The organism is Metasolibacillus sp. FSL H7-0170 (genome assembly GCF_038593115.1).
GTDB classification, from domain to species: Bacteria; Bacillota; Bacilli; order Bacillales_A; family Planococcaceae; genus Metasolibacillus; species Metasolibacillus fluoroglycofenilyticus.
This window is the reverse complement of the sequence record NZ_CP151964.1, coordinates 1,342,748-1,367,185: the sequence shown is the minus strand read 5'-3', so window position 1 is coordinate 1,367,185 and position 24,438 is coordinate 1,342,748. Positions and strand designations below refer to the sequence as shown.

Annotated in this window: 28 protein-coding genes; all 28 read left to right on the top strand. The window is 38.5% G+C overall.

Annotation, left to right across the window (positions count from 1 at the left end; translation table 11 throughout):
- The first annotated feature begins 107 nt into the window (after nt 1–107).
- The gene (gene codY, locus MHH70_RS06530; protein ID WP_066170004.1) at nt 108–887 is read left to right on the top strand and encodes a GTP-sensing pleiotropic transcriptional regulator CodY; all 780 of its coding nucleotides are present in this window, start codon (nt 108–110) and stop codon (nt 885–887) included.
- Nucleotides 888–1,236: 349 nt separating this feature from the next.
- Nucleotides 1,237–1,629, top strand: a complete 393-nt coding sequence (gene flgB, locus MHH70_RS06525) for a flagellar basal body rod protein FlgB (protein ID WP_342472856.1) — start codon at nt 1,237–1,239, stop codon at nt 1,627–1,629.
- Between the two features lie 2 nt (nt 1,630–1,631).
- A complete protein-coding gene (flgC, locus tag MHH70_RS06520; RefSeq protein WP_066170009.1) occupies nt 1,632–2,093 on the top strand; it encodes a flagellar basal body rod protein FlgC in 462 nt (153 codons plus the stop codon).
- A gap of 26 nt (nt 2,094–2,119) precedes the next feature.
- A complete protein-coding gene (fliE, locus tag MHH70_RS06515; protein ID WP_066170012.1) occupies nt 2,120–2,425 on the top strand; it encodes a flagellar hook-basal body complex protein FliE in 306 nt (101 codons plus the stop codon).
- A 280-nt stretch (nt 2,426–2,705) separates the two neighbouring features.
- The gene (gene fliF, locus MHH70_RS06510) at nt 2,706–4,301 is read left to right on the top strand and encodes a flagellar basal-body MS-ring/collar protein FliF (RefSeq protein ID WP_342472855.1); all 1,596 of its coding nucleotides are present in this window, start codon (nt 2,706–2,708) and stop codon (nt 4,299–4,301) included.
- A 14-nt stretch (nt 4,302–4,315) separates the two neighbouring features.
- Nucleotides 4,316–5,329 carry a flagellar motor switch protein FliG gene (gene fliG / locus MHH70_RS06505; protein WP_066170017.1) on the top strand — a complete coding sequence of 338 codons (1,014 nt, stop codon included), beginning with the start codon at nt 4,316–4,318 and terminating at the stop codon, nt 5,327–5,329.
- Nucleotides 5,313–6,113: a flagellar assembly protein FliH gene (fliH, locus tag MHH70_RS06500; RefSeq protein ID WP_342472854.1), complete on the top strand. Its 801-nt coding sequence runs from the start codon at nt 5,313–5,315 to the stop codon at nt 6,111–6,113. The genes fliG and fliH overlap by 17 nt, the downstream gene beginning before the upstream one ends.
- 5 nt (nt 6,114–6,118) lie before the next feature.
- Entirely contained in the window at nt 6,119–7,447 is a 1,329-nt protein-coding gene (fliI, locus tag MHH70_RS06495) for a flagellar protein export ATPase FliI (protein ID WP_342472853.1), read from the top strand.
- Nucleotides 7,444–7,893: a flagellar export protein FliJ gene (fliJ, locus tag MHH70_RS06490; RefSeq protein ID WP_201261918.1), complete on the top strand. Its 450-nt coding sequence runs from the start codon at nt 7,444–7,446 to the stop codon at nt 7,891–7,893. Before fliI ends, fliJ begins: the two co-directional genes overlap by 4 nt.
- Before the next feature lie 4 nt (nt 7,894–7,897).
- Nucleotides 7,898–8,500 (top strand): hypothetical protein, encoded by a 603-nt coding sequence (locus MHH70_RS06485; RefSeq protein WP_342472851.1) that lies wholly within the window; start codon nt 7,898–7,900, stop codon nt 8,498–8,500.
- A 20-nt stretch (nt 8,501–8,520) separates the two neighbouring features.
- A complete protein-coding gene (locus MHH70_RS06480) occupies nt 8,521–9,729 on the top strand; it encodes a flagellar hook-length control protein FliK (protein ID WP_342472850.1) in 1,209 nt (402 codons plus the stop codon).
- A gap of 3 nt (nt 9,730–9,732) precedes the next feature.
- Nucleotides 9,733–10,446, top strand: a complete 714-nt coding sequence (gene flgD / locus MHH70_RS06475) for a flagellar hook assembly protein FlgD (RefSeq protein ID WP_107942289.1) — start codon at nt 9,733–9,735, stop codon at nt 10,444–10,446.
- Nucleotides 10,447–10,459: 13 nt separating this feature from the next.
- Nucleotides 10,460–10,834 (top strand): TIGR02530 family flagellar biosynthesis protein, encoded by a 375-nt coding sequence (locus tag MHH70_RS06470; protein ID WP_107942290.1) that lies wholly within the window; start codon nt 10,460–10,462, stop codon nt 10,832–10,834.
- Nucleotides 10,835–10,938: 104 nt separating this feature from the next.
- Complete coding sequence (gene flgG, locus MHH70_RS06465; protein ID WP_066170041.1) at nt 10,939–11,913, top strand: flagellar basal body rod protein FlgG; 975 nt, start codon at nt 10,939–10,941, stop codon at nt 11,911–11,913.
- 398 nt (nt 11,914–12,311) lie between these two features.
- Nucleotides 12,312–12,533: a flagellar FlbD family protein gene (locus MHH70_RS06460; RefSeq protein WP_066170043.1), complete on the top strand. Its 222-nt coding sequence runs from the start codon at nt 12,312–12,314 to the stop codon at nt 12,531–12,533.
- Entirely contained in the window at nt 12,523–12,951 is a 429-nt protein-coding gene (gene fliL, locus MHH70_RS06455; RefSeq protein WP_066170046.1) for a flagellar basal body-associated protein FliL, read from the top strand. Before MHH70_RS06460 ends, fliL begins: the two co-directional genes overlap by 11 nt.
- A gap of 166 nt (nt 12,952–13,117) precedes the next feature.
- Nucleotides 13,118–14,113: a flagellar motor switch protein FliM gene (gene fliM, locus MHH70_RS06450; protein WP_342472849.1), complete on the top strand. Its 996-nt coding sequence runs from the start codon at nt 13,118–13,120 to the stop codon at nt 14,111–14,113.
- Nucleotides 14,106–15,347, top strand: coding sequence for a flagellar motor switch phosphatase FliY (gene fliY / locus MHH70_RS06445; protein ID WP_342472848.1), 1,242 nt, complete (start codon nt 14,106–14,108; stop codon nt 15,345–15,347). The genes fliM and fliY overlap by 8 nt, the downstream gene beginning before the upstream one ends.
- Before the next feature lie 21 nt (nt 15,348–15,368).
- Nucleotides 15,369–15,731, top strand: a complete 363-nt coding sequence (locus MHH70_RS06440; protein WP_066170053.1) for a response regulator — start codon at nt 15,369–15,371, stop codon at nt 15,729–15,731.
- 4 nt (nt 15,732–15,735) lie between these two features.
- A complete protein-coding gene (locus tag MHH70_RS06435; RefSeq protein ID WP_342472847.1) occupies nt 15,736–16,398 on the top strand; it encodes a flagellar biosynthetic protein FliO in 663 nt (220 codons plus the stop codon).
- Nucleotides 16,395–17,060, top strand: coding sequence for a flagellar type III secretion system pore protein FliP (fliP, locus tag MHH70_RS06430; RefSeq protein ID WP_066170061.1), 666 nt, complete (start codon nt 16,395–16,397; stop codon nt 17,058–17,060). The genes MHH70_RS06435 and fliP overlap by 4 nt, the downstream gene beginning before the upstream one ends.
- Nucleotides 17,061–17,073: 13 nt before the next feature.
- On the top strand, nt 17,074–17,343 hold the full coding sequence (gene fliQ / locus MHH70_RS06425; RefSeq protein ID WP_066170064.1) for a flagellar biosynthesis protein FliQ: 270 nt from the start codon (nt 17,074–17,076) through the stop codon (nt 17,341–17,343).
- A gap of 3 nt (nt 17,344–17,346) precedes the next feature.
- Nucleotides 17,347–18,123, top strand: a complete 777-nt coding sequence (fliR, locus tag MHH70_RS06420) for a flagellar biosynthetic protein FliR (protein WP_342472846.1) — start codon at nt 17,347–17,349, stop codon at nt 18,121–18,123.
- 1 nt (nt 18,124) lies between these two features.
- The gene (flhB, locus tag MHH70_RS06415; protein ID WP_066170072.1) at nt 18,125–19,213 is read left to right on the top strand and encodes a flagellar biosynthesis protein FlhB; all 1,089 of its coding nucleotides are present in this window, start codon (nt 18,125–18,127) and stop codon (nt 19,211–19,213) included.
- Between the two features lie 14 nt (nt 19,214–19,227).
- On the top strand, nt 19,228–21,261 hold the full coding sequence (gene flhA, locus MHH70_RS06410) for a flagellar biosynthesis protein FlhA (protein WP_342472845.1): 2,034 nt from the start codon (nt 19,228–19,230) through the stop codon (nt 21,259–21,261).
- A complete protein-coding gene (gene flhF / locus MHH70_RS06405) occupies nt 21,258–22,436 on the top strand; it encodes a flagellar biosynthesis protein FlhF (RefSeq protein WP_342472844.1) in 1,179 nt (392 codons plus the stop codon). The genes flhA and flhF overlap by 4 nt, the downstream gene beginning before the upstream one ends.
- Nucleotides 22,433–23,305, top strand: coding sequence for a MinD/ParA family protein (locus MHH70_RS06400; protein ID WP_066170077.1), 873 nt, complete (start codon nt 22,433–22,435; stop codon nt 23,303–23,305). The genes flhF and MHH70_RS06400 overlap by 4 nt, the downstream gene beginning before the upstream one ends.
- The gene (locus MHH70_RS06395; protein WP_268807848.1) at nt 23,306–24,433 is read left to right on the top strand and encodes a chemotaxis response regulator protein-glutamate methylesterase; all 1,128 of its coding nucleotides are present in this window, start codon (nt 23,306–23,308) and stop codon (nt 24,431–24,433) included.
- The last annotated feature ends 5 nt before the right edge of the window (nt 24,434–24,438 follow it).

Here is a 24,438-nt window from a genome sequence, read left to right as displayed (position 1 = left end):
ATAACAATTGCTGTAAAGAACTTTACAATATAGATAATTGCTATAAATTATAAAAACCTTTAGAATATTACGTAAATAGAGAAATAGCCTTAGGAGGACTATAAAAAATGAATTTATTATCAAAAACAAGAAAAATTAATGCACTGCTACAAGCATCTGCTGGTAAGCCAGTAAATTTCAAAGAAATGGCAGATACATTAGGCGATATTATCGATTCTAACGTCTTTATTGTTAGTCGTAAAGGCAAGCTTTTAGGTCTATCAATCCATCAACAAATCGAAAATGAGCGCATGAAGAAAATGTTTGCAGAGCGTCAATTCCCAGAAGAATATACGCAAAACCTTTTTAACATCACAGAAACGTCGCCAAACTTAGATATTAACAATCAACATACGGCATTCCCAGTTGAAAATAAAGATTTATTTGCTTCTGGCTTAACGACAATTGTGCCGATTATTGGCGGTGGTGAGCGCCTAGGCACACTAATTCTTGCTCGTATTAACGATGAATTTAACGATGATGACTTAATTTTAGCGGAGTACGGTGCAACTGTAGTTGGCATGGAAATTTTACGTGAAAAAGCTGAGGTTATTGAGGAAGAGGCTCGCTCGAAAGCTGTTGTACAAATGGCGATTAATTCATTATCATACTCTGAGCTTGAAGCAATTGAGCATATTTTTGAGGAGTTAGATGGTCATGAAGGGTTACTTGTAGCTTCAAAAATTGCAGACCGTGTGGGGATTACGCGTTCGGTTATTGTTAACGCATTACGTAAGTTAGAGTCTGCTGGAGTAATCGAATCTCGTTCACTTGGGATGAAAGGCACTTATATTAAAGTGTTAAATGATAAATTTTTAGTAGCATTAGCTGAAATCAAAATGAAGTAAATGTAAAAAGGTCTTGTGGCAAACCCATAAGACCTTTTTTTCACTTAGTCCAAACAGTCTGGTACAAAAAATGGGTTTTTTGGTTTAGATTTCGTTAAGAGGTAAGCGATACATAATGTGTTTTTTGATAAAATTTGTAGAACCTTGACAATAAAATATCATTTTCAAATAAATTCCATTTCTAATCTTCGACAAGGGAGAGGAGAAAATGGAACAAAATAGTTCTTATAGACTATCTAAAAAAGCTAAAAGACAATAGACACTATGGATTAACTTAATTACAATTAAACTAATAACACCTATATCGAAATGTGACGAATACCCTATATATATAAAAGAGGTGAATGGCTTGGATTTATTCGGAGGAACAATTCGCAATTTAGAAAACGGTCTTTCATATGCAACTTTAAAACATAAAACAATCGCTAATAATATAGCGAATGTCGATACGCCAAATTATAAGGCGAAAGATGTAAGCTTTAAAAGCATGCTAGAGAATGCAAGGCATGCAACAATTGCCGCAAATAAAAATGATATTCGTCATTATGATTTTCAGTTTAAGCAATTTGAATCAGGTGTATTTGATTACGCAAATTTACGTGCTCGTCATAATGGCAATGGTGTAAATATGGATGCAGAGCAAGCGAAATTAGCTGAAAATACAATTTACTACAACGCGCTTATAGACCGCGTGAACGGAAAGCTAAATACATTAAATACAGTCATTAAAGGAGGGAAATAAGTATGACAATTTTTCACAGCATGAATACAACGGCCTCCGCTTTAACCGCACAACGCCTCCGTATGGATGTTATTTCTTCCAATATGGCTAATATGGATACGACACGCGCTAAACAAGTAAATGGTGAATGGGAGCCGTACCGCCGTAAAACAGTTACTTTAACAGCACAAGAAGGGCAATTTTCCAACTTCCTAAATGTAGCGATGGGGAAAACGACGAAGCAAGGTGTCGGAAATGGTGTGAAAGTATCACAAATTAAAGAGGATAACGAAACGCCATTTAAGCTTGTCTATGATCCGACACATATCGACGCAGACGAAAATGGCTATGTAAGAATGGCGAATGTAGATCCGTTAAAAGAAATGGTCGATTTAATCTCGGCAACACGCTCCTATGAAGCAAACATAACAGTATTCAATGCCAATAAATCGATGTTGACAAAAGCTTTAGAAATAGGTAAATAACGTATTGGAAGGAAAGGTGATAAAATATGGCGATTAATTCTATATCGATGCTTACTCCAACGCAAGGCTTACAAGAAACAAATAAGCTTACTGCAACACCTTATGAAGCACAGCAAAACTTTGCTGCAACATTGAAAGAAGCCATTGCACAAGTGAATGAACAACAAATCCAATCTGACACGATGACAAATAAGTTGATTAATGGTGGCAATGTGGATTTACACGAGGTAATGATTACTGCACAAAAGGCGAGCATTACACTAAATGCGACAATTGAAATTCGTAATAAAGCGGTTGAGGCATACCAAGAAATTATGCGAATGAGTGTATAATGAACGGTTACAGCGAAGCGAATTTATTTTGATTCAGCAGAATTTTTTGTGCCAAAAAAGCGAGGCATCAGGTACATAAGGTTTCAACTTCTATGGCTACGAGAATAGCACATTCTTTATTTAGCTGGTACTTAAAGTCTCGCTGAATCAAGCTAAAGCCTCTGGCGAATGTCGTAGATTATAAAGAGTTGGTTCTAACCCGCGCTCGAAAAATCTGCCTAAAGATTAGCCAGCCAAGGTGTAATTAATTATAGCATTCACTATTACCGGAGGATTCATAATGAATGAACGACTGACAAAAATAAAAAGCGATTCGACCAATTTTTGGTCGAGTCGTACAAAAAAACAAAAAGGTGCAATGTTCGGCGCACTTGTTGCAATCATTGTATTTGCAAGTGTGCTTACATATTTTTCAACACGTACAGAAATGGTTCCGATGTATACGAACCTATCACAGTCCGAAGTTGGAAAAATTAAAGATGTTTTAGATGCGCAAGGAGTTACATACGAAATCGCAGCGGGTGGCACTAATATTTTAGTGCCAGCAAAGCAAGCTGATTCATTGAAAGTATCATTAGCAAATCAAGGCTTTCCGCAATCAGGTGGCATTAGCACCTCGTTTTTTGCAGAAAACGCAGGATTCGGGATGACGGAAAATGAGTTCGATGTTTTAAAGCTTGCTGCAACGCAAACCGAAATTGCGAATTTATTAAAACAGTTTGATGGTGTCAATAATGCTGTCGTACAAATTTCCATGCCAAAGCAAGGTGTCTTTTTGCAGGATGGGCTAGGAGAAGCAAAGGCTGCGGTCATGCTAGAAACAGCACCGGGGCAGCAGTTTACAGATGCTCAAATTAAAACATTATATAGTTTAGTAGAAAAGAGCATTCCGAATTTAACGACAGATAATATTCAAATTACGAATCAGTATGCAGAGCATTACGATTTGGATGCTGCGGTATCTGGCGCTGGCTCTGTAGCTACTGTTGATGGACAGATGCAAATAAAGAAAACAATTGAGCGTGACTTGCAGCGTCAAGTTCAAAATATGCTCGGCACATTAATGGGGCAGGATAAAGTGCTTGTATCTGTCACGACAGATATTGACTTTAAACAGGAAAATCGACAAGAAAACTTAGTGCTACCTGTTGATGAAGAAAATATGTCGGGAATTGCGATTAGTGCCCAACGTATTACAGAAACCTATACAGGTTCGGGGGCTACGGCTACAGGAACACCTGAAGCAGGTCAAGTGACAGATAATTTCACTGATTATGTAGAGGGTGCTGTTGGCGATGGTGAGTATGAACGAATGGAAGAAACAATTAACAATGACGTCAATCGCATTCGTAAAGAAATTCATGAGAGTCCCTATAAAATTCGTGATATTGGTATTCAGGTGATGGTGGAGCCACCGAACCCAGAGGACTTATCCTCATTATCAGAAGAGGCACGTGCAGATATCGAGCAATTTTTAACGTCGATTGTTCGTACAACGCTTGATAAAGAGGCTGCTGGTGACTTAACGAACGAAGCAATCGCTAATAAAATTGTTGTATCTGTACAACCGTTCTTCGGTAAGGATGTAGCGGCAGATACAGAAGCAACTGCCATTCCTTGGTGGATTTGGGTAATTGGTGGGGTGTTATTAGTTGCAATTTTACTGCTCGTATTCTTTATTCTACGTTCACGTAAGCGTAGAGAGGAAGAGGAGCTATCAGCAATTGGTGAACAGCAGGAAAAAATCATTGTTGAAGATATTGCAGAAGAAAAAGAAACAGAAGCTACAGTACGTCGTAAGCAATTAGAAAAAATGGCGAAAGACAAGCCAGATGATTTTGCTAAGTTGTTGCGTAGCTGGATTGCTGAGGATTAATTAGGGGGTTGGCTATGTCTAAGAGAGATAAGGAATTAACAGGAAAGCAAAAAGCTGCCCTACTTTTAATTTCACTGGGACCAGAGGTGTCAGCTTCAGTATATAAGCATTTAAGCGAGGAAGAGATTGAACGCTTAACATTAGAAATTTCAAGTGTGAAAAAAGTAGAAGCAAATGTCAAAGAAGAGATTATTGAGGAATTCCATAATATCGCATTAGCGCAAGATTATATTACACAGGGTGGTATTGGCTACGCAAAAACAGTTTTAGAAAAAGCGTTGGGTAGCGATCAAGCGCAGGCCATTTTAAACCGCCTAACGTCATCATTACAAGTAAGACCATTTGATTTCGCGCGCAAAGCAGACCCAGCTCAAATTTTTAACTTTATTCAAAATGAGCATCCACAAACGATTGCGTTAATTTTATCTTATTTAGAGCCTGGGCAGGCAGGTGTCATCTTATCGTCATTACCGCAGGAAGTTCAGGCAGATATCGCTAAGCGTATTGCCGTAATGGATTCGACATCACCCGAAGTAATTAGTGAAATTGAATCTGTTTTAGAGCGTAAGCTATCCTCTACTGTGACGCAGGATTACACTGAAACAGGTGGCGTTGACGCAGTTGTTGAGGTGCTTAGCGGGGTTGATCGCCAAACAGAAAAAACAATCTTGGATGCACTCGAAATTCAAGATCCAGAGCTGGCAGAGGAAATCAAGAAGCGCATGTTCGTATTCGAGGACATTGTTACGCTTGATAATCGCTCAATTCAACGTGTTATTCGCGACTGTGAAAATGAAGATTTACTATTATCGATGAAAGTATCATCTGATGAAGTAAAAGATATTATTTTCCGCAATATGTCACAGCGTATGGCAGATACATTTAAAGAAGAAATGGAAATTATGGGACCGGTGCGTTTAAGAGATGTAGAGGATGCACAGTCTCGCATCGTTGCTGTTATTAGACGTTTAGAAGACGCAGGAGAAATCATTATAGCTCGTGGTGGAGGGGATGACGTCATTGTCTAGAATTATTCGCTCTATACAAGCACAGTCAACTGAAGCGGAGCAAGGTGTTAAAATTGAAATAAAGGATTTTTTTCAACCGACCGTTTTTCAAGCAAACAACGAAATCGAAGAGCTCGAAAATCTAACATTAGAAGATATTCATGCAGAGCGAGAAATGTATTTAGAAGAGGCAAGACAACAAATTGAATTGGAACGTCAACAGCTAGAGCAATATCGTGACGAACAATTGCAAGCCATTGAGCAATTGAAGCAAATTTGGCAGGAAGAGAAGCTTATGCTAGAGCAGCAGGCCCATGAGGAGGGTTTTGCTGCTGGCTATGAGGAAGGTATTCAAAAAGCAAATGCAGCAATGGAGCATTCGCTGCAAATTGCCAACAAGACGATTGAACAAGCGCAGCAAAATGCGGAAAAGTATATCGATGATCAAGAGTTTGTTGTGCTTGAACTAGCTTTAACTGCGGCTGAACGCATTATTGGTGTGGCATTAGAACGAGATAATGAATTATTTACTGAAATCATAAAACGCGGCTTAAAAGAGGCGCGGGAAATGAAGGAAATAAAAATTTATGTAGCACCAGCATATTATCAGCTAATTACGAAAAATCGTGATGAATTAGCTGAAATGTTCCCGCCAGATGTTCCTTTATTATTTTTTGTGAATGAAGACTTGGAAAATACCGAAAGCTATATCGAAACGAATCACGGACGTATCGTTGTGTCAATTGATGAACAGTTGAATGAACTACGTTTGAAACTAAATGAAATTTTAACAAGCAAGGACTGATATGGATGAAGACGGCTCAATTAATTGAACATATACCCAATCTCAATACATTCAAAAAATTTGGACGAGTAACGAGAGTAGTAGGCTTAATGATTGAGTCACGAGGCCCAGAGAGCTCCATAGGGGATGTCTGTAAAATACATGTCCAAACGGTGCAGCATGGGCAGCAAACAATATTAGCTGAAGTAGTAGGCTTCAGGGATGAAATTGTTGTCCTAATGCCATTCTCCTCATTGCGTGAGATTTCAATCGGCTGTTTAGTGGAAGGGACAAGCAAGCCGTTAGAAATAAAAGTGGGTCCAGAGCTAATTGGTAAAGTACTAGATTCGATGGGCAATCCATACGATGGCTATACATTGCCAAAAGGGCTTGTATCAGTACAAACAGAACGACAGCCTCCTAACCCAATGACACGTCCGCCAATTAGCGAACGAATGGAAGTTGGTGTAAAGGCCATTGATGGTATGTTGACAATTGGCACTGGGCAGCGTGTAGGGATTTTTGCAGGTTCCGGTGTCGGAAAAAGTACATTGCTCGGTATGATTGCCCGAAATACAAAGGCTGACTTAAACGTTATTGCTTTAGTCGGCGAGCGTGGGCGTGAAGTTCGAGAATTTATAGAGCGAGACTTAGGTCCAGAAGGATTAAGTCGTTCAATTGTTGTTGCGGCAACAAGTGACCAACCCGCATTGATGCGTATAAAAGCAGCATTTACAGCTACAGCAATTGCGGAATATTTCCGAGATCGAGGGATGAATGTCATGCTGATGATGGATTCGGTAACGCGTGTCGCGATGGCGCAGCGTGAAGTAGGTTTAGCAGTTGGAGAGCCACCCGCAACACGTGGCTATACCCCTTCTGTATTCGCTATTTTACCTTCTTTATTAGAGCGGACAGGGACAAATTTAAAAGGGTCTATTACAGCCTTTTATACGGTGCTAGTAGATGGTGATGACATGAATGAACCAATTGCCGATACAGTACGTGGTATTTTAGACGGTCATATTGTTTTAGACCGTACATTAGCAAATAAAGGGCAATATCCTGCCATTAATGTGTTAAAAAGTGTTAGTCGACTAATGAACCATATTTCAGAGCCTGAGCATGTAAAAGCAGCGGAGCGCTTACGAGAATTGTATTATACGTATGCGAAATCAGAGGATTTAATTAATATTGGCGCATATAAGCGAGGCACGTCGCGTGAAATCGACGAAGCAATCCAATATGAACCGCTCATTACAACCTATTTAAAGCAAGGCTATAAGGATTATGTGTCAATAGAGCAAGCTGTAAATGAATTAATTACTTTAGCAAATGGTGGTGTATCGTCATAATGCAATACACATATCGATTCGAAAAAATATTAGTAGTGCGTGAGCAGGAAAAAAACGAATCAGAAATTGCTTACAAGGAGTCCGTGCGTGTCTTTGAAGAAGTAGCGACAAGGCTGTATGACTTATTAAAGAAAAAAGAGGATTTAATTTCTTTTCAGCAGGAGCGTTTAACAATCGGCGCTTCGATAGATGAAATTAGCCATTATGCAAACTTTATTGATAGCATGGAAAAAACGATAGCGGATGTCCAAGAAAAAGTTGTACAAGCACGTTCAAAAATGAATTGGCATGAGCAAAAATTACTGGAAAAAAATTTAGAAGTACGCAAGTTTGAAAAAATGCGTGAAAAAGATTTTGATGCCTTTAGAGAAGAACAAAATCGCATCGAGGCAAAGCAGTTAGATGAACTATCATCGCTTGCGTATAACAAGAGGGAAATCAGGTGATGTCATGGCGAAAAAACAGATTGAAAACATAAATGAAGAAGAGCGTGATGACAAGAAACCGGGATTTTTTCAAAAATTCTTTATGCTGTTTATTATCCCATTGTTGTTTACGATTACGATTGTATTAATCGTAGCATATTTCACGAACACGAATGTTTTCCAATTCGCAGATAGTATGAAAGAAAAAATTCCATTCCTTGACACAGACAAAGAGGAAGTAATAGAAAACACATCAATGACAGAACAAAAAATAGTAGCATTGCAGGCAGAGCTGCAAGAAAAAGAAGCAATTACGGCACGACTGCAATCCGAAATTGATGCTTCGAATGAAAAAAATGAAGAATTATTAATTGAGCAGGAGCGTTTATTATTTGAAATCGATAAACTAAAACGCGAGCAAGAAGAAGTGAAAAAGGACTTCCAAGAAATTTTATCTACTTTTGAAAAAATGTCTGCAAAAGCAGCGGCCTCAATTTTAATAGAAATGAACGATGAAGAGGCACTGCGAATTATGTCAAATTTGAAGCCGGATATTTTGTCAGCTATTTTCACAAAAATGCCAGCAGCAGACGCAGCACGCTATACGGAATTACTAGCACAGCAATGATTTGAAAGGGGGGGAAAAAAATGAATATCGCAATGGTTCAGCAATTGTCTCCAAAAGTGACAATGCCAAAGCAGGCAGCGTCAGCAGCTACCAATGGCCAACTTAGCAATGAAAAATTTGGTTCGGTCTTTAATGAAATTTTGGCAGCGTCGAATCAACCAACAATGACATCATCAACTACAGCTCAAACGGACCTGGGCGCAGTTGAGCAGCTTATGAAAGCTGATTCACTTGAATCCGTACTAGAAATATTGGGCATTCCCCACGACGAGGCACTTTTATTTGTTGAGGTGGAAGGTGAGGCTATAGCGGTTGAAAGCATGATGAATTTAGACGATTTGGCAGCAGCTTTAGATATTGAAAAAGACGAGCTAATGATGATTGTCCAACAGTTACTTGGAGAGGAAGCACAAATTGAGGATGTTTGGACTTTTATTGAGCAAGCACCAAATTTAGTAGCACAAATCATGTCAGCATTGCAAGGTGAGCATCAAGTAGCGCCACAGCAGGCTGAAAAAGTGTTAGCTGTATTGAAATTAGCGGAAGTAATTGGCGCTAAAGTAGATACAGTATATAACCAAGAATGGCTGCTGGCACAAGTAAAGGAAGCGTTCCAGCAAATCGCTCCACAGTTACAGCAAGCAGCGCAAACGCAACAACAAACTGTGCAGGAAGCACCTAAAACAGTTGTATTTCAGCAAGTGATTAAGCAAGAAGTAGAAAATTCACAGCCGACATCTATTGCATCACAGCCAGCATCTACAGCAGTTAAAACAGTAACATTAACGTTACCAGCGGAGCGTCCAGCACAATCTGAAGCCTTACTAAAAGAAATACAAAATTTAATTAATCGCAGTCAATTGTCAAATACGCAAGGTACGATGCGATTGATGCTAAAGCTTTATCCAGAAAATTTAGGCTCTATTCGTATTGAAATTATGCAAAAAGACGGTATGCTAACAGCGCGATTACTTGCATCTACAGCGGTTGGAAAAGAATTACTTGATTCGAATCTACAACAATTAAAGACGGCATTTGCGGCACAAAACATTCAAATGGAGCGTATTGATGTTTCGCAAGCCCTACAAGATGCAGAACGCAATATGCGTGACCAAAGCTTCTTTAATAACTTCTTTAAACAACAGCAAAACGAAGAACAAGAAACACAAAACGATGAAGATGATGATGATAAAAAATCATTTAGTGAATTTTTAAGCGAGGAGGTGTAAGGAATGACAAATACAAGCACAACTGGAATTCCAGAAAGTTATTATCATTCGAGCTACAACCCGCCAACAAAGGAAACAGGCAATAGCACGTTAGGTAAAGATGCTTTTTTGCAGCTATTAATTACACAGCTACAAAACCAAGACCCAACAAATCCAATGAGTGACCGTGAGTTTATAGCTCAAATGGCTCAGTTCTCATCTCTAGAACAGATGCAGAATATGACAAAAGCAATAGAGGTATTAGTGGAATCACAACAACAAACACAATTAATGTCCTATACTACTTTTATTGGTAAAGAGGTAAAATGGCATGAGTTGACTGAAGAATTAGATGAAAAAGGTATGCCAATTGCCAATGAGGGCGTAGGAACAATTGTTGAGTTGAAATTCGTCGATGGCCAACCACAATTCGTACTAGAAGATGGCAAAACGATTTCAGCCGGTAATATTTCTTCGATTGTCGGGAAGGATTCGACTTCCGGAGCTGGTAATCCATTTGCAGAAGCGAGCAAATTGATTGGTCAAATCGTTCGTTATGAAGTAGATGGACAAAATCTTGAGGCAATTATTGAAGCAATCACAATGAAAAATGGCTCAATTCTTTATTTGTTAAGTGATGGCACTCGCTTAACGCAAGATCAGTTTGAAGTAGTAAATGATGAGACAGAATCAACAGAGCCAACTGAAAATTCTGAATCGCCTGCTGATAACGAGTAAGGTGGTGGGGCACATGAAGCAGATAAATTCAATTCAGCGCATTCCGTATCATCCACCGATACAGCCAGCACAGCGAGCAAAACAAACTGCACCGACATCCTTTATGGAGCACTTACAGTCGGCAGTCAATGGACAGCAATTAAAAATTAGCAAGCATGCAACAGAACGCATGCAAGAGCGTGGAATTATTATCTCGGATTCAGAGTGGCAGCAAGTAACGGATAAAGTATTTGAGGCACATGAAAAAGGGGTAAAGCAGCCTTTAGTATTGATAGAGCAGGCAGCGCTTATTGTCAGCTCCCAAAATGCGACGGTTATTACAGCGATGGACCGCTTAGAGGCGAAAGCACAAATTTTCACAAATATTGATGGTACAATTATTTTATAGGCTGGACCTTTTAGGAGGCCTATTGGATGCTACTGACTGACTGATGTAGTATCACACTAAAAAATACAAACGAATTTGATAAGACGAAGGGAGAACAAAACAATATGTTACGTTCGATGTATTCGGGTATTTCAGGCTTAAGAAACTTCCAAACAAAGTTAGACGTAATTGGCAACAATATTGCCAACGTAAATACACATGGCTTTAAAAAAGGTCGCGTAATTTTTAAAGATTTAATGTCACAAAGTATAGGTAGTGCTTCAGGTCCAACGAACACTATCGGGGGTGTCAATCCAAAACAAGTAGGCTTAGGCTCAGAGCTTGCTGCAATTGATACGATTCATACAGAAGGCTCGCGTCAAAATACAGGACGTACGTTAGACTTCTCAATTGGAGGAGATGGTTTCTTCTTAGTGGCAGATGCAACTGCACCAAACGATGAAGGAATCATTGAGGAAACAGGGGAAGACGCATTTAGCAATATTTTATTTACACGTGCAGGGAATTTCTATATGGACCGTAACGGCTATTTAGTAAATGCTGACGGGAAATATTTAGTTGGTGTTAGAGCGGAAGAATATTCTGTTGATGCTGATGGAGATGAAGGGATACTATTAGACGACAGACCAGCTGTATCTGGCGATGAAGGAGCAAACTTATATGATCCAGAGGATGCGACTTTAAACCCTGAAGAGGGGGATATTGGAACAATTCGTATTCCTACAACTGCTCAAAATATTAGTATCGGGAAAGATGGAACAATCTCTTATGTTGACTATAAAGGAGATTTAATGTATGCAGGTACATTAATCCTTGGTAAATTCCCAAATGCTGGTGGTTTAGAGAAAGTTGGCGCAAACTACTATCAAAAAACAGCTAACTCTGGTGAATTATACGCGCAAGTAGGAACAGTAGCGGGTATTGGAGCTGTTGTGTCAGGTTCTTTAGAAATGTCGAATGTTGATTTATCAGAAGAGTTTACAGAAATGATTGTAGCGCAGCGTGGTTTCCAAGCGAATACACGTATTATTACGACATCAGATGAAATTTTACAAGAGCTTGTAAATTTAAAACGATAATTTGACAGATGTGTTGATTATGTAAACATTGTCTATTAATTAGCGTGTATTCTTTAGAAGAAATGCCTTCTCTTAGGCATACACTCGTTGATTGGAACGAAGGGGGTGGACTCCATCGGGACACAAAGATAGGGAGGCTAAGGTCGCCACGACAAGGGAGCAACGTCTTCATGACCAACATCGTATTGGCCTCGTGCTGAAAATCCGTTTATTTCGGCATTGACCGAAATTAATTAGTTAAAGCTGCACCCCGAGGAAAGTGTCCTCCGTAGCGGAAATCAACGAGTGACTAGGCTTGCTTGTAAAAAAAGCTAATCAACACGCCTGATAATTTGATTGATTATAATTCATTGTAAGGGAGGGTCGGGCCGGCACTTCGTTCGACCGGCCCTAATTCAATGATTGAACTGACGCGTCTAAATGGCAAAACATTTACGTTAAATGCATTATACATAGAAACCGTCGAATCCTTTCCGGATACGACGATTACATTAACAACTGGCAGTAAATTAATCGTTTTAGAAAAAGAGGAGCAGGTGCGCCAAAAGGTAAAAACCTTTTATCAACATATACAAATATTATCTAATCCGCATCTACGAGGTGAAGAGAATGAAGAATAATAAGCTGTTAACGATTATGATTATTATTTTAGTAGCAATAATATTAGTAGGAGCAATCCTGTTTGTCGTTTATGTACAGGCAAATAAAGGAACGCAAAATACAGAGCCGACAATTGATGAAATTTTAGAAGCGTCCGTAGATGTTCCTGAAATTAGGACGAATTTGGCTGATAAACGCATTGTTATTATGCAGCTAAAAATTCAAACAGATAGCAAAGAGGCTGCAACGGAATTAGAAAAGCGCCTATTTCAAGTGAATAACATCGCTATCCAAGAGCTATCGGCTATGGAGCTAAAAGAATTAGAAGGAAAGCAAGGTAAAATAGCATTTGAAAATACGCTAGAGACGAAAATTAATGAATTTATGCAAGAGGGTACAGTTCAACAAGTATATATAACCTCTTTCATAAGTCAGTAGAGCTGGCTAACTTGCAATCTAGCATACTTATAAGTAAAGTACTAGCTGCAACTAATTTCTAAAACATAGCAACGCCCTCGTTACCTATGGTAGGGCAGTTGCTAAAAACGAAAGATAACTGCCGAATAAACATACTAGAAACATCTTTTGAAATGGAGGTGGGCAAATGGCAGGAGATGTATTATCCCAATCTGAAATTGATGCGCTGTTATCTGCGATTTCAACAGGAGAAATGTCAGCGGATGATATGAAAAAAGAAGATGAAACGAAAAAAGTGAAAATTTATGACTTTAAACGCGCACTTCGTTTTTCAAAAGATCAAATCCGAAGTTTGACCCGAATACATGAAAACTTTGCTAGATTATTAACGACATCGTTTTCAGCACAATTAAGAACCTATGTTCAAATAACAGTTGTGTCTGTTGACCAAATACCTTTTGAAGAATTTGTTCGCTCAATACCGAATATGACATTAATAAATGTATTTGAAGTACCGCCGTTAGATGGTAATATTTTAATGGAGATTAATCCAAACATCGCTTACTCGATGTTAGACCGTTTAATGGGGGGAGCAGGTTCAAGTCATAGCAATGTCGATAATTTAACAGAAATTGAACAAAAAATTATGACGAATTTATTTGAACGTTCGTTTGATAACATGCGTGAGGCGTGGGAAAGTATTGTAGAAATCGACCCGATGCTTGTTGAGTTAGAAGTAAATCCGCAATTTTTGCAAATGATTTCACCGAACGAAACGGTTGTTGTCATATCACTAAATACGGTTATTGGTGAGACGACAGGGATGATTAATATTTGTCTGCCTCACGTTGTACTTGAACCGATTGTGCCTAATTTATCAGTGCGCTATTGGATGCAGACAAATAGGAAGCAAAACTCACCAGAGCAAATGGATTTTTTACAATCACGCGTGAAGCAATCTGCGTTACCAGTTGTAGCGGAGCTTGGAAATACAACGATTTCAGTAGAAGATTTCTTAACGATGCAACTTGGTGATGTTATACCATTAGAACAGAAAATTGATGAACATCTCGTACTGAAAGTTGGCAATACGCCGAAATTCACGATACAACCTGGTAAACTAGGTAAAAAGATGGCTGTTCAAATTATTGATCCTATGGAAGGAGGAGACGAAGATGAGTGATGAAATGCTCTCCCAAGAAGAGATTGAAGCCTTGTTAAGAGGTGAAACTTTAGAAAATCAAAAAGATACATCGGAGGATGCTGCAACAGTATTAGCTGATGAGGTTAGAATAGAAGACCATCTGAGTCCAATGGAACAGGATGCATTAGGTGAAATAGGTAATATTTCTTTTGGTAGTTCAGCAACTGCGTTATCTGCATTGCTTGGTCAAAAAGTAGACATTACAACACCTAGCATTTCAATGATTAATCGCAATAGATTAGATGAGGAATTCCCGCATCCATATGTTGCAATTCAAGTAGAATATACGATTGGATTAAAAGGTGTTAATCTACTCGTTATTAAACAGTCAGATGCTGCAATTATTGCCGACTTAATGCTTGGTGGAGACGGCTTAAATCCGAAGCCTGAGCTAGGAGAAATCCAATTAAGTGCCGTACAGGAAGCAATGAATCAAATGATGGGCTCTGCAGCAACATCGATGTCAACAATCTTTAATCAGAAAGTAGACATTTCACCGCCTTCCATTGATTTAATGAACATTGCTCAAGATGAAGGAAAAGACAATATACCGGACGATGATTTCCTTGTACGCGTTTCCTTTAGATTGCGTATCGGTGAATTAATCGATTCGAATATTATGCAACTATTACCTTTAAATTTTAGTAAGAAAATAGTAAAGTCATTAATGGGGGAAACTGATGAGGAGGAAGCATCAGCTGCAGTGGAAGCTGTAGCGCAGCCGACACAGCCTGCTTCCGAACCGGTGCAGCAGCAAGTACAGCAACAAATGCAACAGCCACCTGTACAACAGCAGCAGCCGGTGTATCAGCAACCTATGTACGAACAGCCGGCATATCAACAGCCACCAATGTATCAGCAGCCTGTATATCAAATGCCTCCACAGCAGCAGGTGAATGTACAAACGGCACAATTTGCAAGCTTTGAGCAAGCAAATTTATCACAGCAAGAATCACGTAATTTAAATATGCTGTTAGATATTCCATTGCAAGTGACTGTAGAGCTTGGAAGAACAAAGCGTTCAGTAAAAGAAATTTTAGACCTTTCAAGTGGCTCGATTATCGAGCTAGACAAGTTAGCAGGAGAGCCTGTTGATATTTTAGTAAATAGTCGCTTAATTGCGAAAGGCGAAGTTGTTGTTATTGATGAGAATTTCGGTGTTCGTATTACAGATATTTTAAGTCAAGCTGACCGCTTGAATAATTTACGATAGTTTAAACTGGAGGAATTGATTATGTCTAAAAAGATTTTAATTGTTGATGATGCTGCTTTCATGCGTATGATGATTAAAGATATTTTAACGAAAAATGGCTATGAGGTAGTAGGCGAGGCAGCGGATGGTGCACAAGCAGTCGAAAAATACAGCGAATTACGTCCTGATTTAGTAACGATGGATATTACAATGCCAGAAATGGACGGTATCGCGGCACTAAAAGCAATTAAAGGGACAGACCCAAATGCTATTGTAATAATGTGCTCTGCGATGGGACAGCAAGCGATGGTAATTGATGCGATTCAAGCTGGTGCTAAAGATTTCATCGTAAAGCCATTCCAAGCTGACCGAGTAATTGAAGCAATCCAAAAAGCTTTAGGTTAATAGAATGCTAAAAAATAAATCATTACATGCGTATTTTTTTGTTATGCTGCTTGTATTGATTGCCGTTTTTTCACCAACTGAAGCATACGCTGCGCAAGATGGCTATGTTATTGATCATTTGAAGAACAGTCCATCTTCCGATGATATTGATGCTGAAACAGATGCCGTTACAGATGAAAATGCCTCGGCATCTGGCTCTTTCAGTTTATGGAGCTATATGAAAGTATTGTTTGCGCTTATTTTGGTTCTTGCTTTATTGATAGGTGTGCTTAGATTTTTAAATAAACGCAATGTAAAATACCAACAAAATAGTGTTGTTCGCAATGTTGGTGGACTTTCGGTTGGCGCACAAAAATCCGTTCAAATTATTCAAGTAGGCAACCATCTTTATATGATTGGTGTCGGTGACAATGTTCAACTATTAAAAGAGCTTTCAGATGAAGAAGAAATTGAGCAAATTTTGGCGCAGTATGAAGATAAGCAACTGACGATGCCAACAGTACCACATATTGTTGAGCTGTTTACGAAAAAATCAGAGCAGAAGCAAAAAACGGAACAACAAGTAGAAAGCTTTGGCAATATATTCGATAAAAGATTATCAGAAATAAAAAAAGAACGTAGTAATGGACTAGAGCAATGGAAAGAAAAGGAGCATGATAAGCAATGATGGCATTAATTACTGCATTCTCTGATTTTGATCCAGCAAATGTCTCAACGTCAGTCAAACTACTTCTTTTATTAACAGTGCTGTCCTTAGCACCTAGTATTTTAATTTTAATGACTTCCTTTACTCGTATCGTCATTGTGCTCTCTTTTACTAGAACGGCATTAGCCACACAGCAAATGCCTCCAAACCAAGTGATTATAGGGTTAGCATTATTTTTAACATTTTTTGTTATGGCACCTACCTTTCAGGAGGTAAATGATCAAGCATTGCAACCATTATTTAACGAGGAAATTGATTTGGAAGAGGCCTATGATCGCGCCGCTATACCTTTTAAGGAATTTATGGCTAAGCATACGAGGCAAAAGGATTTAGAATTATTTATTGCATACAATCAAGCAGAGCGACCAACAACAATTGAGGAAATACCGCTGACAATGCTCGTGCCTGCCTATGCATTAAGTGAAATAAAAACAGCATTTCAAATGGGCTTTATGATTTTCATTCCGTTTTTAGTTATTGATATGGTTGTCGCAAGTACACTTATGTCGATGGGGATGATGATGTTACCGCCCGTTATGATTTCATTGCCATTTAAAATTTTGCTATTCGTATTAGTAGATGGCTGGTATCTAGTAATGAAATCATTACTTCAAAGTTTTTAGGGGATGATACATAATGACACAGGAAATGGTCATTTCAATTGCAGAGCGAGCAATTTTTGTTGTCCTTGTTACGTCGGGACCGCTACTTCTTATTGCATTAGCGACAGGGCTAATGGTGAGTATTTTTCAAGCGACGACATCCATTCAGGAGCAAACATTAGCGTTCGTACCAAAAATTGTTGCCGTGTTAGTAGCAATTGTCTTTTTTGGTCCGTTTATGATTTCACAGATGACAAACTTTTTTCATGAGATTTTAAATAATTTGGTTCGTTACATAGGATAGAAGATGGTAGAATTAGTTCCTCAAATAACCGTTTTGCTATTGATGTTCGTTCGTGTATCTGCCTTTTTTGTATCAGTCCCGTTATTTTCATATCGTACAATACCGCCTCAAATGAGAATTGCTCTAGCGTTTGCGTTATCGTTAATTATGTATTACGCATTTCCAAACGAGGCAATTGCATTTGATGGTTATTACATATTACTCGTATTAAAAGAAGCTATTATTGGATTAATGCTAGGGTTAACCGCCTATATCATTATGTCAGCAGTCCAAATTGCCGGTGGCTTCATTGATTTCCAAATGGGCTTTGCAATGGCCAATATTATTGATCCACAAACAGGTACTCAAAGTCCATTAATGGGTCAATTTTTTAACTTCCTAGCGCTTTTAACAATGCTAGCTATAAATGGACATCATTTGCTGTTAGATGGTATTTATTACAGCTATCAATTTATGCCGATGAATCAATTTTTCCCTAGTTTCGGCAGTGAGTCGACTGTGGATTTTATTATTAAAATGTTTGTGGCTGTATTTGCAATCGCCTTTCAAATGTCAGCTCCAATAATTGCAACACTATTTTTAGTTACAGTGGCACTTGGAATTACAGGGAAAACTGTACCGCAAATGAATATTTTCGTCGTTGGTTTCCCAATTAAAATTGCAGTGGGTTTTATCATTTTAGTCATTACGATGGGTGTAATGGTAGGCGTTATGCAAAAGTTGATTGAAATGATGATTGTGCACTTACGAGATTTAATGGTTCTTTTAGGTGGTGGCTAACATGAAACTTTATATTACACTGGACCTCCAATTTTTTGCAGGTGAAAAAACGGAGAAAGCGACGCCTAAAAAACGTCAAGATGCTAGAAAAAAGGGGCAAGTATTAAAAAGCCAAGATGTAACTGCCGCTTTTTTATTACTTATAACATTTGCTTTTTTATTCATTGCGGCTCCGTTCATGTTTAGCGGTTTAATAGACTTCTTGAATCAAGCTTTTGGACGTAATCTACTAATCGATACGATGACAGTTGATACAGTGATGGAGATGTATTTTGAATCATTAAAAGAAATGGCGATGCTTGTTTTGCCAATTATGGTAGTTGCGATGGTTGCGGGTATTGGAGCTAACTATTTTCAATTTGGACTTCTATTTACAACAGAAACATTAAAATTAGATTTAAAAAAAATGGACCCTATAAAGGGAATAAAGAAAATTATTTCGACACGAGCGATTATTAATTTAATTAAATCGTTGTTGAAAGTTGCATTTATTGGCACTGTAACGACAACTATTATTTGGATGAATTTAGAAAATGTTTTATCGCTCGCTTTTAAAAGCCCATGGGAAATTTTGGGTACAGTTGCCTATTTGACAGGCATTATGGGACTTGCCGCTGCACTAATGTTAATACTTATTGCGATTCTAGATTATTTTTATGAAAAATATGAATATGAAAAGCAATTAAAAATGTCAAAGCAGGACATTAAAGATGAATATAAAAATAGCGAGGGTGACCCCTTGATTAAGTCAAAAATTAAGCAGCGCCAACGTGAAATGGCGATGCGCCGCATGATGCAAGAAATACCGTCGGCTGACGTTGTTATTACAAACCCGACGCACTACGCTATTGCTTTAAAGTATGATGAGAATAGTATGGATGCACCGCGTGTAATTGCAAAAGGGACAGATTTTGTTGCTCAAAAAATTAAAATGATTGCCAAGGAACATGATGTCATAATGGTGGAAAATCGACCACTAGCGCGTGCGATGTATGACCAAGTTGAAATTGGTGATGCCGTACCAGAAGAGTTTTTTAAAGCAGTAGCAGAAATTTTAGCGTATGTGTATCGTATTAAACGCAAAATTTAGCAGGAGGGAAAGTAATGAAAATTCGCGATATAGGGGTTTTAGCTGCGGTTATTTTAGTAGTAGCGATGCTCATTATCCCTCTACCTACATGGTTATTAAGCTTTCTAATTATTATTAATATTACGCTAGCTTTACTCGTATTATTAACAGCAATGAATATGAAGGAAGCTTTAGACTTCTCCATTTTTCCGTCCGTTATTTTATTACTGACATTATTCCGTTTAGGATTAAGTGTATCTACTACGCGAGCAATTTTAGCAAACGGGGATGCAGGGGATGTTGTTGATACATTTGGTAATTTCGTAACAGGTGGAAATATTTTAGTTGGTTTAGTTATTTTCATGTTGTTAGTAATTATCCAATTTATTGTTATTACAAAAGGGGCGGAGCGTGTAGCTGAAGTAGCAGCACGTTTTACATTAGATGCGATGCCTGGTAAGCAAATGAGCATTGATGCCGATTTAAACGCTGGTATTATTTCTGAAAAAGAAGCGCGTGAACGCCGCGATAAAGTAGCAGGAGAATCGGATTTTTACGGAGCGATGGATGGTGCCACTAAGTTCGTAAAAGGAGATGCAATCGCCTCTATTATTATGGTATTTATTAACCTATTATTCGGTATGATTATAGGGATTGTCAGCTTAGATTTAAGCTTTTCGGAGGCAGCCAATAAATTCTCGATTTTAACTGTCGGAGATGGTCTTGTATCGCAAATCCCAGCACTATTAATTTCAACTGCAACAGGTATTGTTGTAACGCGTGCAGCATCAGATGGTAATCTTGGAGAAGATATTACAAAGCAACTATTTGCACAATCGAAGCTGCTTTATGTAGCGGGTGCAACTATTTTCCTACTTGGTCTATTCACACCTATTCCATTTTGGATTACGATTCCAATTGCAGCAGCTTTAGCAATCGGTGCTTGGTTAATGGATCATAAAAAAGAAGAAAGCCCTGAAGAATTGCTCGAGTTGGAGGAAGAAGTAGCAACGGATACGATGAAAAGTCCTGAAAATGTCGTTAGTTTATTAAGTGTTGACCCGATTGAATTTGAGTTTGGCTATGGCTTAATTCCACTTGTTGATGCGGTACAGGGCGGAGATTTATTAGACCGCGTTGTTATGATACGTCGTCAGCTTGCCTTAGAGCTAGGTATTGTTATCCCTGTTGTACGAATTCGTGATAATATACAGTTACAGCCGAATGAATATCGCATTAAAATAAAAGGCAATGAAATGGCGCGCGGAGAGCTTCTATTAGACCACTTTTTAGCAATGAGTCCTGGCGATGATGATAGCATCGATGGCATTGATACAATCGAGCCTTCCTTTGGTCTACCTGCAAAATGGATTACAGAGCAGGTGAAGGAAGAGGCCGAAATGCTTGGCTATACAGTTGTTGATCCACCAAGCGTTGTTTCAACGCATTTGACGGAAATGATTCGAGCAAATGCTTACGAATTACTTGGACGTCAAGAAACGAAGCAATTAATTGATCATTTACGTGAAACACATGCTATTTTAGTAGAAGAACTAACACCTGCCCCATTGTCTATTGGAGAAATTCAAAAGGTGCTTAGCAAATTATTGCGTGAAAATGTATCCATTCGTAATTTACCAATTATTTTTGAAACATTAGCAGACTATTCAAAGCTAACGAGTGATACAGATATTTTAACTGAATATGTAAGACAAGCACTTGCAAGACAAATTACGACGCAATACGTCAACGGTCAACCAGCACTTAAAGTAATTACTGTTTCGGCGAAAGTAGAGAAGCTAATCGCAGACAGTATTCAACAAACAGACCACGGCAATTATTTAGCGATGGACCCGCATGACTCTCAGCTAGTGCTTGAAACGATTGCTAAAGAAGTAGAGCGGGTTTCCTATATGGAGCAATCCCCGTTAATTTTATGCTCACCGGGAGTGCGTATGTATTTGCGTCAATTAACGGAACGTTATTTCCCGCAAATCCCTATTTTAAGCTACAATGAGCTTGATGCCGCTGTGGAAATTCAAAGTGTTGGAGTGGTGAATGTTGAATGAAGATGAAGAAATATAATGCCCCATCAATTGCGGAAGCCATGAAATTGATTCGGGCTGAGCTCGGTGATGATGCTGTAATTTTAAATTCAAAGGTCGTCGTCAATAAAAAGTTTTTTGGTCTAGTGAAAAAGAAAAGCTTTGAAGTTGTGGCAGGAGTTGATAAGGTGGAAGCGAAGCCCGTTTTTCCACCTTTACAAGACTTGCAATCTTTGAAGCCGATAATAGAGGCTGCTGCACCATCTATAATGAAAGAACAAGAGCAGGCTATTTCTAAAAAAGCATCTGCAGAAGAAGACTCTACAATGACAAACGAATTAAAAAAGGAAATTGCAGACTTAAAATTAATTATGCAATCTTTACATCGACAATCCATTCAGTCAAAATATCCCGATGAACTCTTGCACTTTATCGACTATTTGAAACAGCAAGAGCTGAATGAAGAGCTCATCACACAAGTTAGTGATGAGCTTTTTGTTCATACAGAAAATCTTGTTACTATTGACTTTGATGATTTCCAAGAAGCGACAAAGCGTATTTTAGAGCGGCAATTAAGAGGTATTGAAATAGGTGCTGTTTCTTATGACCGTAAATATATTAATGTGCTTGGACCTACAGGTGTAGGAAAGACGACAACGATTGCAAAAATGGCTGCTCGAGCTGTGCTCGAAAAGAAAAAAAAGGTCGGTTTTATTACGACGGATACGTACCGAATCGCAGCAATTGAACAATTGAAAACATATGCAGGCTTGTTACAAGTGCCGATTGAAATTGTTTACAGCGCTGAAGATTATAAAGCAGCGATTGAGAAGTTTGCCCATTTAGATTTAGTGTTTATCGATACAGCAGGGCGAAATTATAAAGAAGCAAGGTATATTACTGATTTGCAGCGCCTTATTAATTTCGGTGATGAGGTACAAACATTTTTAGTACTATCACTAACATCGAAAGAACAAGACTTAGAAACAATCATTCAGCAGTTTAATCAAATTCATGTCGAAAAATTCATTTTTACGAAGCTGGATGAAACAAATTCTATTGGCACAATGTTCAATTTAATGATTAAATATAAGAAAGGACTTGCTTACTATACAAATGGGCAAGAAGTACCAGAGGATATAGAGGAGCCAAGTTTAGAAAAATTATTTGAGTTGTTCTTTCAAGGAGAAATTAAATGAGAGATCAGGCTGAAATTTTGCGAATGAAAATGTTAGAAAGTCAGGGTGCTTTAGGAAAATCAATAGCGATTGTAAGCGGTAAAGGCGGTGTAGGAAAAAGTAATTTTACAACGAATTTTGCGGCATTATTAGCGAAAGAAGGAAAAAACGTCGTCATTTTAGATATGGATATCGGTATGGGAAACATTCATATTCTTTTTGGGAAAACGACAGAATATAGTTTAAAAGATTATTTGCAAGGTAGTGTAACGCTTGACCAAGTGATGTTTGCAGGGCCAAATGAGGTACGTTACATTTCTGGAGGCTCAGGTATGTCGGCGCTTGTTGAATGGTCTGACGCGATGTTTGAGGCGCTTATTTCAGCCTTTAGACAGCTTCAGCAATCCTTCGATTATATTTTATTCGATATGGGTGCTGGTGCAACAAACTGGTCGCTTGACTTGCTAACATCTATTGATGAAATAATCGTTATTTCTACAGCAGAACCAACCGCTATTATGGATGCCTACTCGATGATGAAATTTATTCATCTAAAGGACAGCGAAAAAACATTTTATATATTATGTAATCGCGTAATGTCTAAGGAAGAAGGGCAAGAAACGCTAGGGCGGCTAAATGGAGCTATGCAAAAGTTCATGTCAAAAGAAACAATACCGCTTGGCTCACTGCCAGAGGACCCTGTTGTAAGAAAAGCTGTTAGGGAGCAGGTACCGTTTACTATTTTATATCCGAACGCTCCAATTTCGAAAACGATGCAGCAAATTGTCCAGCGTTTTCTACAGGAAACAACAGAAGAAATACATGCACCGAAACATTCGAATAATTTGTTAACAAAACTGAGAAGTATTTTTTCGAAAGGGCGTGATTAGTTGGGATTCTCAAGTAAAAAAAAGTTGCTGATTGTGGATGACTCGGCTTTTATGAGAAAGCTAGTTGGCGACTTTTTTGATGGTAACTTAAATATTGAAGTGGTGGGAACAGCGCGCAATGGAAAAGATGCGATTGAAAAAATACAGAAACTACAGCCAAATGTTGTCACGATGGATGTAGAAATGCCTGAAATGAATGGGTTAGATGCATTAAGAGAAATTATGAGTATTTGTCCAGTTCCTGTAGTCATGCTCTCAAGTACAACAAAGCAAGGAACAGAAAATACATTGATAGCAATGGAGTATGGTGCTGTAGATTTTGTCGCAAAAACTAGTGGTACGATTTCTCTCGATTTACATAAAATTAAAGAGGAATTAGTTCAGAAAGTAGAATCGGCAGCCAATATTTCTGTAACGAAGCTAAAAAGACCGCTAGAAGTAGCTCGAAAAACAGAGCCTTTTAAAGCGGAAAGGCCATTTAATATTCCGCACATAAAAAAGCAGCAACCAGTCACGTCACCCATTCCAAATAAAAGAGAATGGAGCAAAACGTCTAAAAAAATTATTTTAATTGGTACATCCACAGGAGGACCCCGTGCATTACAAGAAGTGATTACGAAAATTCCTGAAAATGTTAATGCACCAATTTTAATTGTACAACATATGCCAGCAGGCTTCACGAAATCTTTGGCCAATCGTTTAGATCAACTAAGTAGTATTCATGTAAAAGAAGCAGAGCAAGGCGATATTTTAAAAGATGGCGTTGCCTATATCGCGCCTGGAGGCTACCATTTAAAGCTTCGAAAAATAGGAACAACTTACGCTATCGTTCTCGATCAAACAGAGCCACCGAGGTCGGGACATCGCCCATCAGTGGATGTCATGTTTGAAGATGTTAGTAGCTGTCATGATATGGATAAAATCGCAGTTATTATGACTGGTATGGGACAGGATGGTGCGAATGGTTTAAAAGCATTAAAAAAATCAGGTAATGTAAGGGCAATTGCTGAGTCTGCTGATACGTGTATCGTTTATGGTATGCCAAAAGCAGCGGTAGAAACGCAGCTTGTTGATGAAGTGGTAGACGTAGATCATATCGCGCAAACGATTATGAAATATATGTATTAAAGGGG

Excerpts from the sequence above, each read along its gene's own strand:
- codY (WP_066170004.1), top strand. The coding sequence starts at position 108 with ATGAATTTATTATCAAAAACAAGAAAAATTAATGCACTGCTACAAGCA.
- flgC (WP_066170009.1), top strand. The coding sequence starts at position 1,632 with ATGACAATTTTTCACAGCATGAATACAACGGCCTCCGCTTTAACCGCA.
- fliE (WP_066170012.1), top strand. The coding sequence starts at position 2,120 with ATGGCGATTAATTCTATATCGATGCTTACTCCAACGCAAGGCTTACAA.
- fliF (WP_342472855.1), top strand. The coding sequence starts at position 2,706 with ATGAATGAACGACTGACAAAAATAAAAAGCGATTCGACCAATTTTTGG.
- fliG (WP_066170017.1), top strand. The coding sequence starts at position 4,316 with ATGTCTAAGAGAGATAAGGAATTAACAGGAAAGCAAAAAGCTGCCCTA.
- fliH (WP_342472854.1), top strand. The coding sequence starts at position 5,313 with ATGACGTCATTGTCTAGAATTATTCGCTCTATACAAGCACAGTCAACT.
- fliI (WP_342472853.1), top strand. The coding sequence starts at position 6,119 with ATGAAGACGGCTCAATTAATTGAACATATACCCAATCTCAATACATTC.
- MHH70_RS06485 (WP_342472851.1), top strand. The coding sequence starts at position 7,898 with ATGGCGAAAAAACAGATTGAAAACATAAATGAAGAAGAGCGTGATGAC.
- MHH70_RS06480 (WP_342472850.1), top strand. The coding sequence starts at position 8,521 with ATGAATATCGCAATGGTTCAGCAATTGTCTCCAAAAGTGACAATGCCA.
- flgD (WP_107942289.1), top strand. The coding sequence starts at position 9,733 with ATGACAAATACAAGCACAACTGGAATTCCAGAAAGTTATTATCATTCG.
- MHH70_RS06470 (WP_107942290.1), top strand. The coding sequence starts at position 10,460 with ATGAAGCAGATAAATTCAATTCAGCGCATTCCGTATCATCCACCGATA.
- flgG (WP_066170041.1), top strand. The coding sequence starts at position 10,939 with ATGTTACGTTCGATGTATTCGGGTATTTCAGGCTTAAGAAACTTCCAA.
- MHH70_RS06460 (WP_066170043.1), top strand. The coding sequence starts at position 12,312 with ATGATTGAACTGACGCGTCTAAATGGCAAAACATTTACGTTAAATGCA.
- fliL (WP_066170046.1), top strand. The coding sequence starts at position 12,523 with ATGAAGAATAATAAGCTGTTAACGATTATGATTATTATTTTAGTAGCA.
- fliM (WP_342472849.1), top strand. The coding sequence starts at position 13,118 with ATGGCAGGAGATGTATTATCCCAATCTGAAATTGATGCGCTGTTATCT.
- fliY (WP_342472848.1), top strand. The coding sequence starts at position 14,106 with ATGAGTGATGAAATGCTCTCCCAAGAAGAGATTGAAGCCTTGTTAAGA.
- MHH70_RS06440 (WP_066170053.1), top strand. The coding sequence starts at position 15,369 with ATGTCTAAAAAGATTTTAATTGTTGATGATGCTGCTTTCATGCGTATG.
- MHH70_RS06435 (WP_342472847.1), top strand. The coding sequence starts at position 15,736 with ATGCTAAAAAATAAATCATTACATGCGTATTTTTTTGTTATGCTGCTT.
- fliP (WP_066170061.1), top strand. The coding sequence starts at position 16,395 with ATGATGGCATTAATTACTGCATTCTCTGATTTTGATCCAGCAAATGTC.
- fliQ (WP_066170064.1), top strand. The coding sequence starts at position 17,074 with ATGACACAGGAAATGGTCATTTCAATTGCAGAGCGAGCAATTTTTGTT.
- fliR (WP_342472846.1), top strand. The coding sequence starts at position 17,347 with ATGGTAGAATTAGTTCCTCAAATAACCGTTTTGCTATTGATGTTCGTT.
- flhB (WP_066170072.1), top strand. The coding sequence starts at position 18,125 with ATGAAACTTTATATTACACTGGACCTCCAATTTTTTGCAGGTGAAAAA.
- flhA (WP_342472845.1), top strand. The coding sequence starts at position 19,228 with ATGAAAATTCGCGATATAGGGGTTTTAGCTGCGGTTATTTTAGTAGTA.
- flhF (WP_342472844.1), top strand. The coding sequence starts at position 21,258 with ATGAAGATGAAGAAATATAATGCCCCATCAATTGCGGAAGCCATGAAA.
- MHH70_RS06400 (WP_066170077.1), top strand. The coding sequence starts at position 22,433 with ATGAGAGATCAGGCTGAAATTTTGCGAATGAAAATGTTAGAAAGTCAG.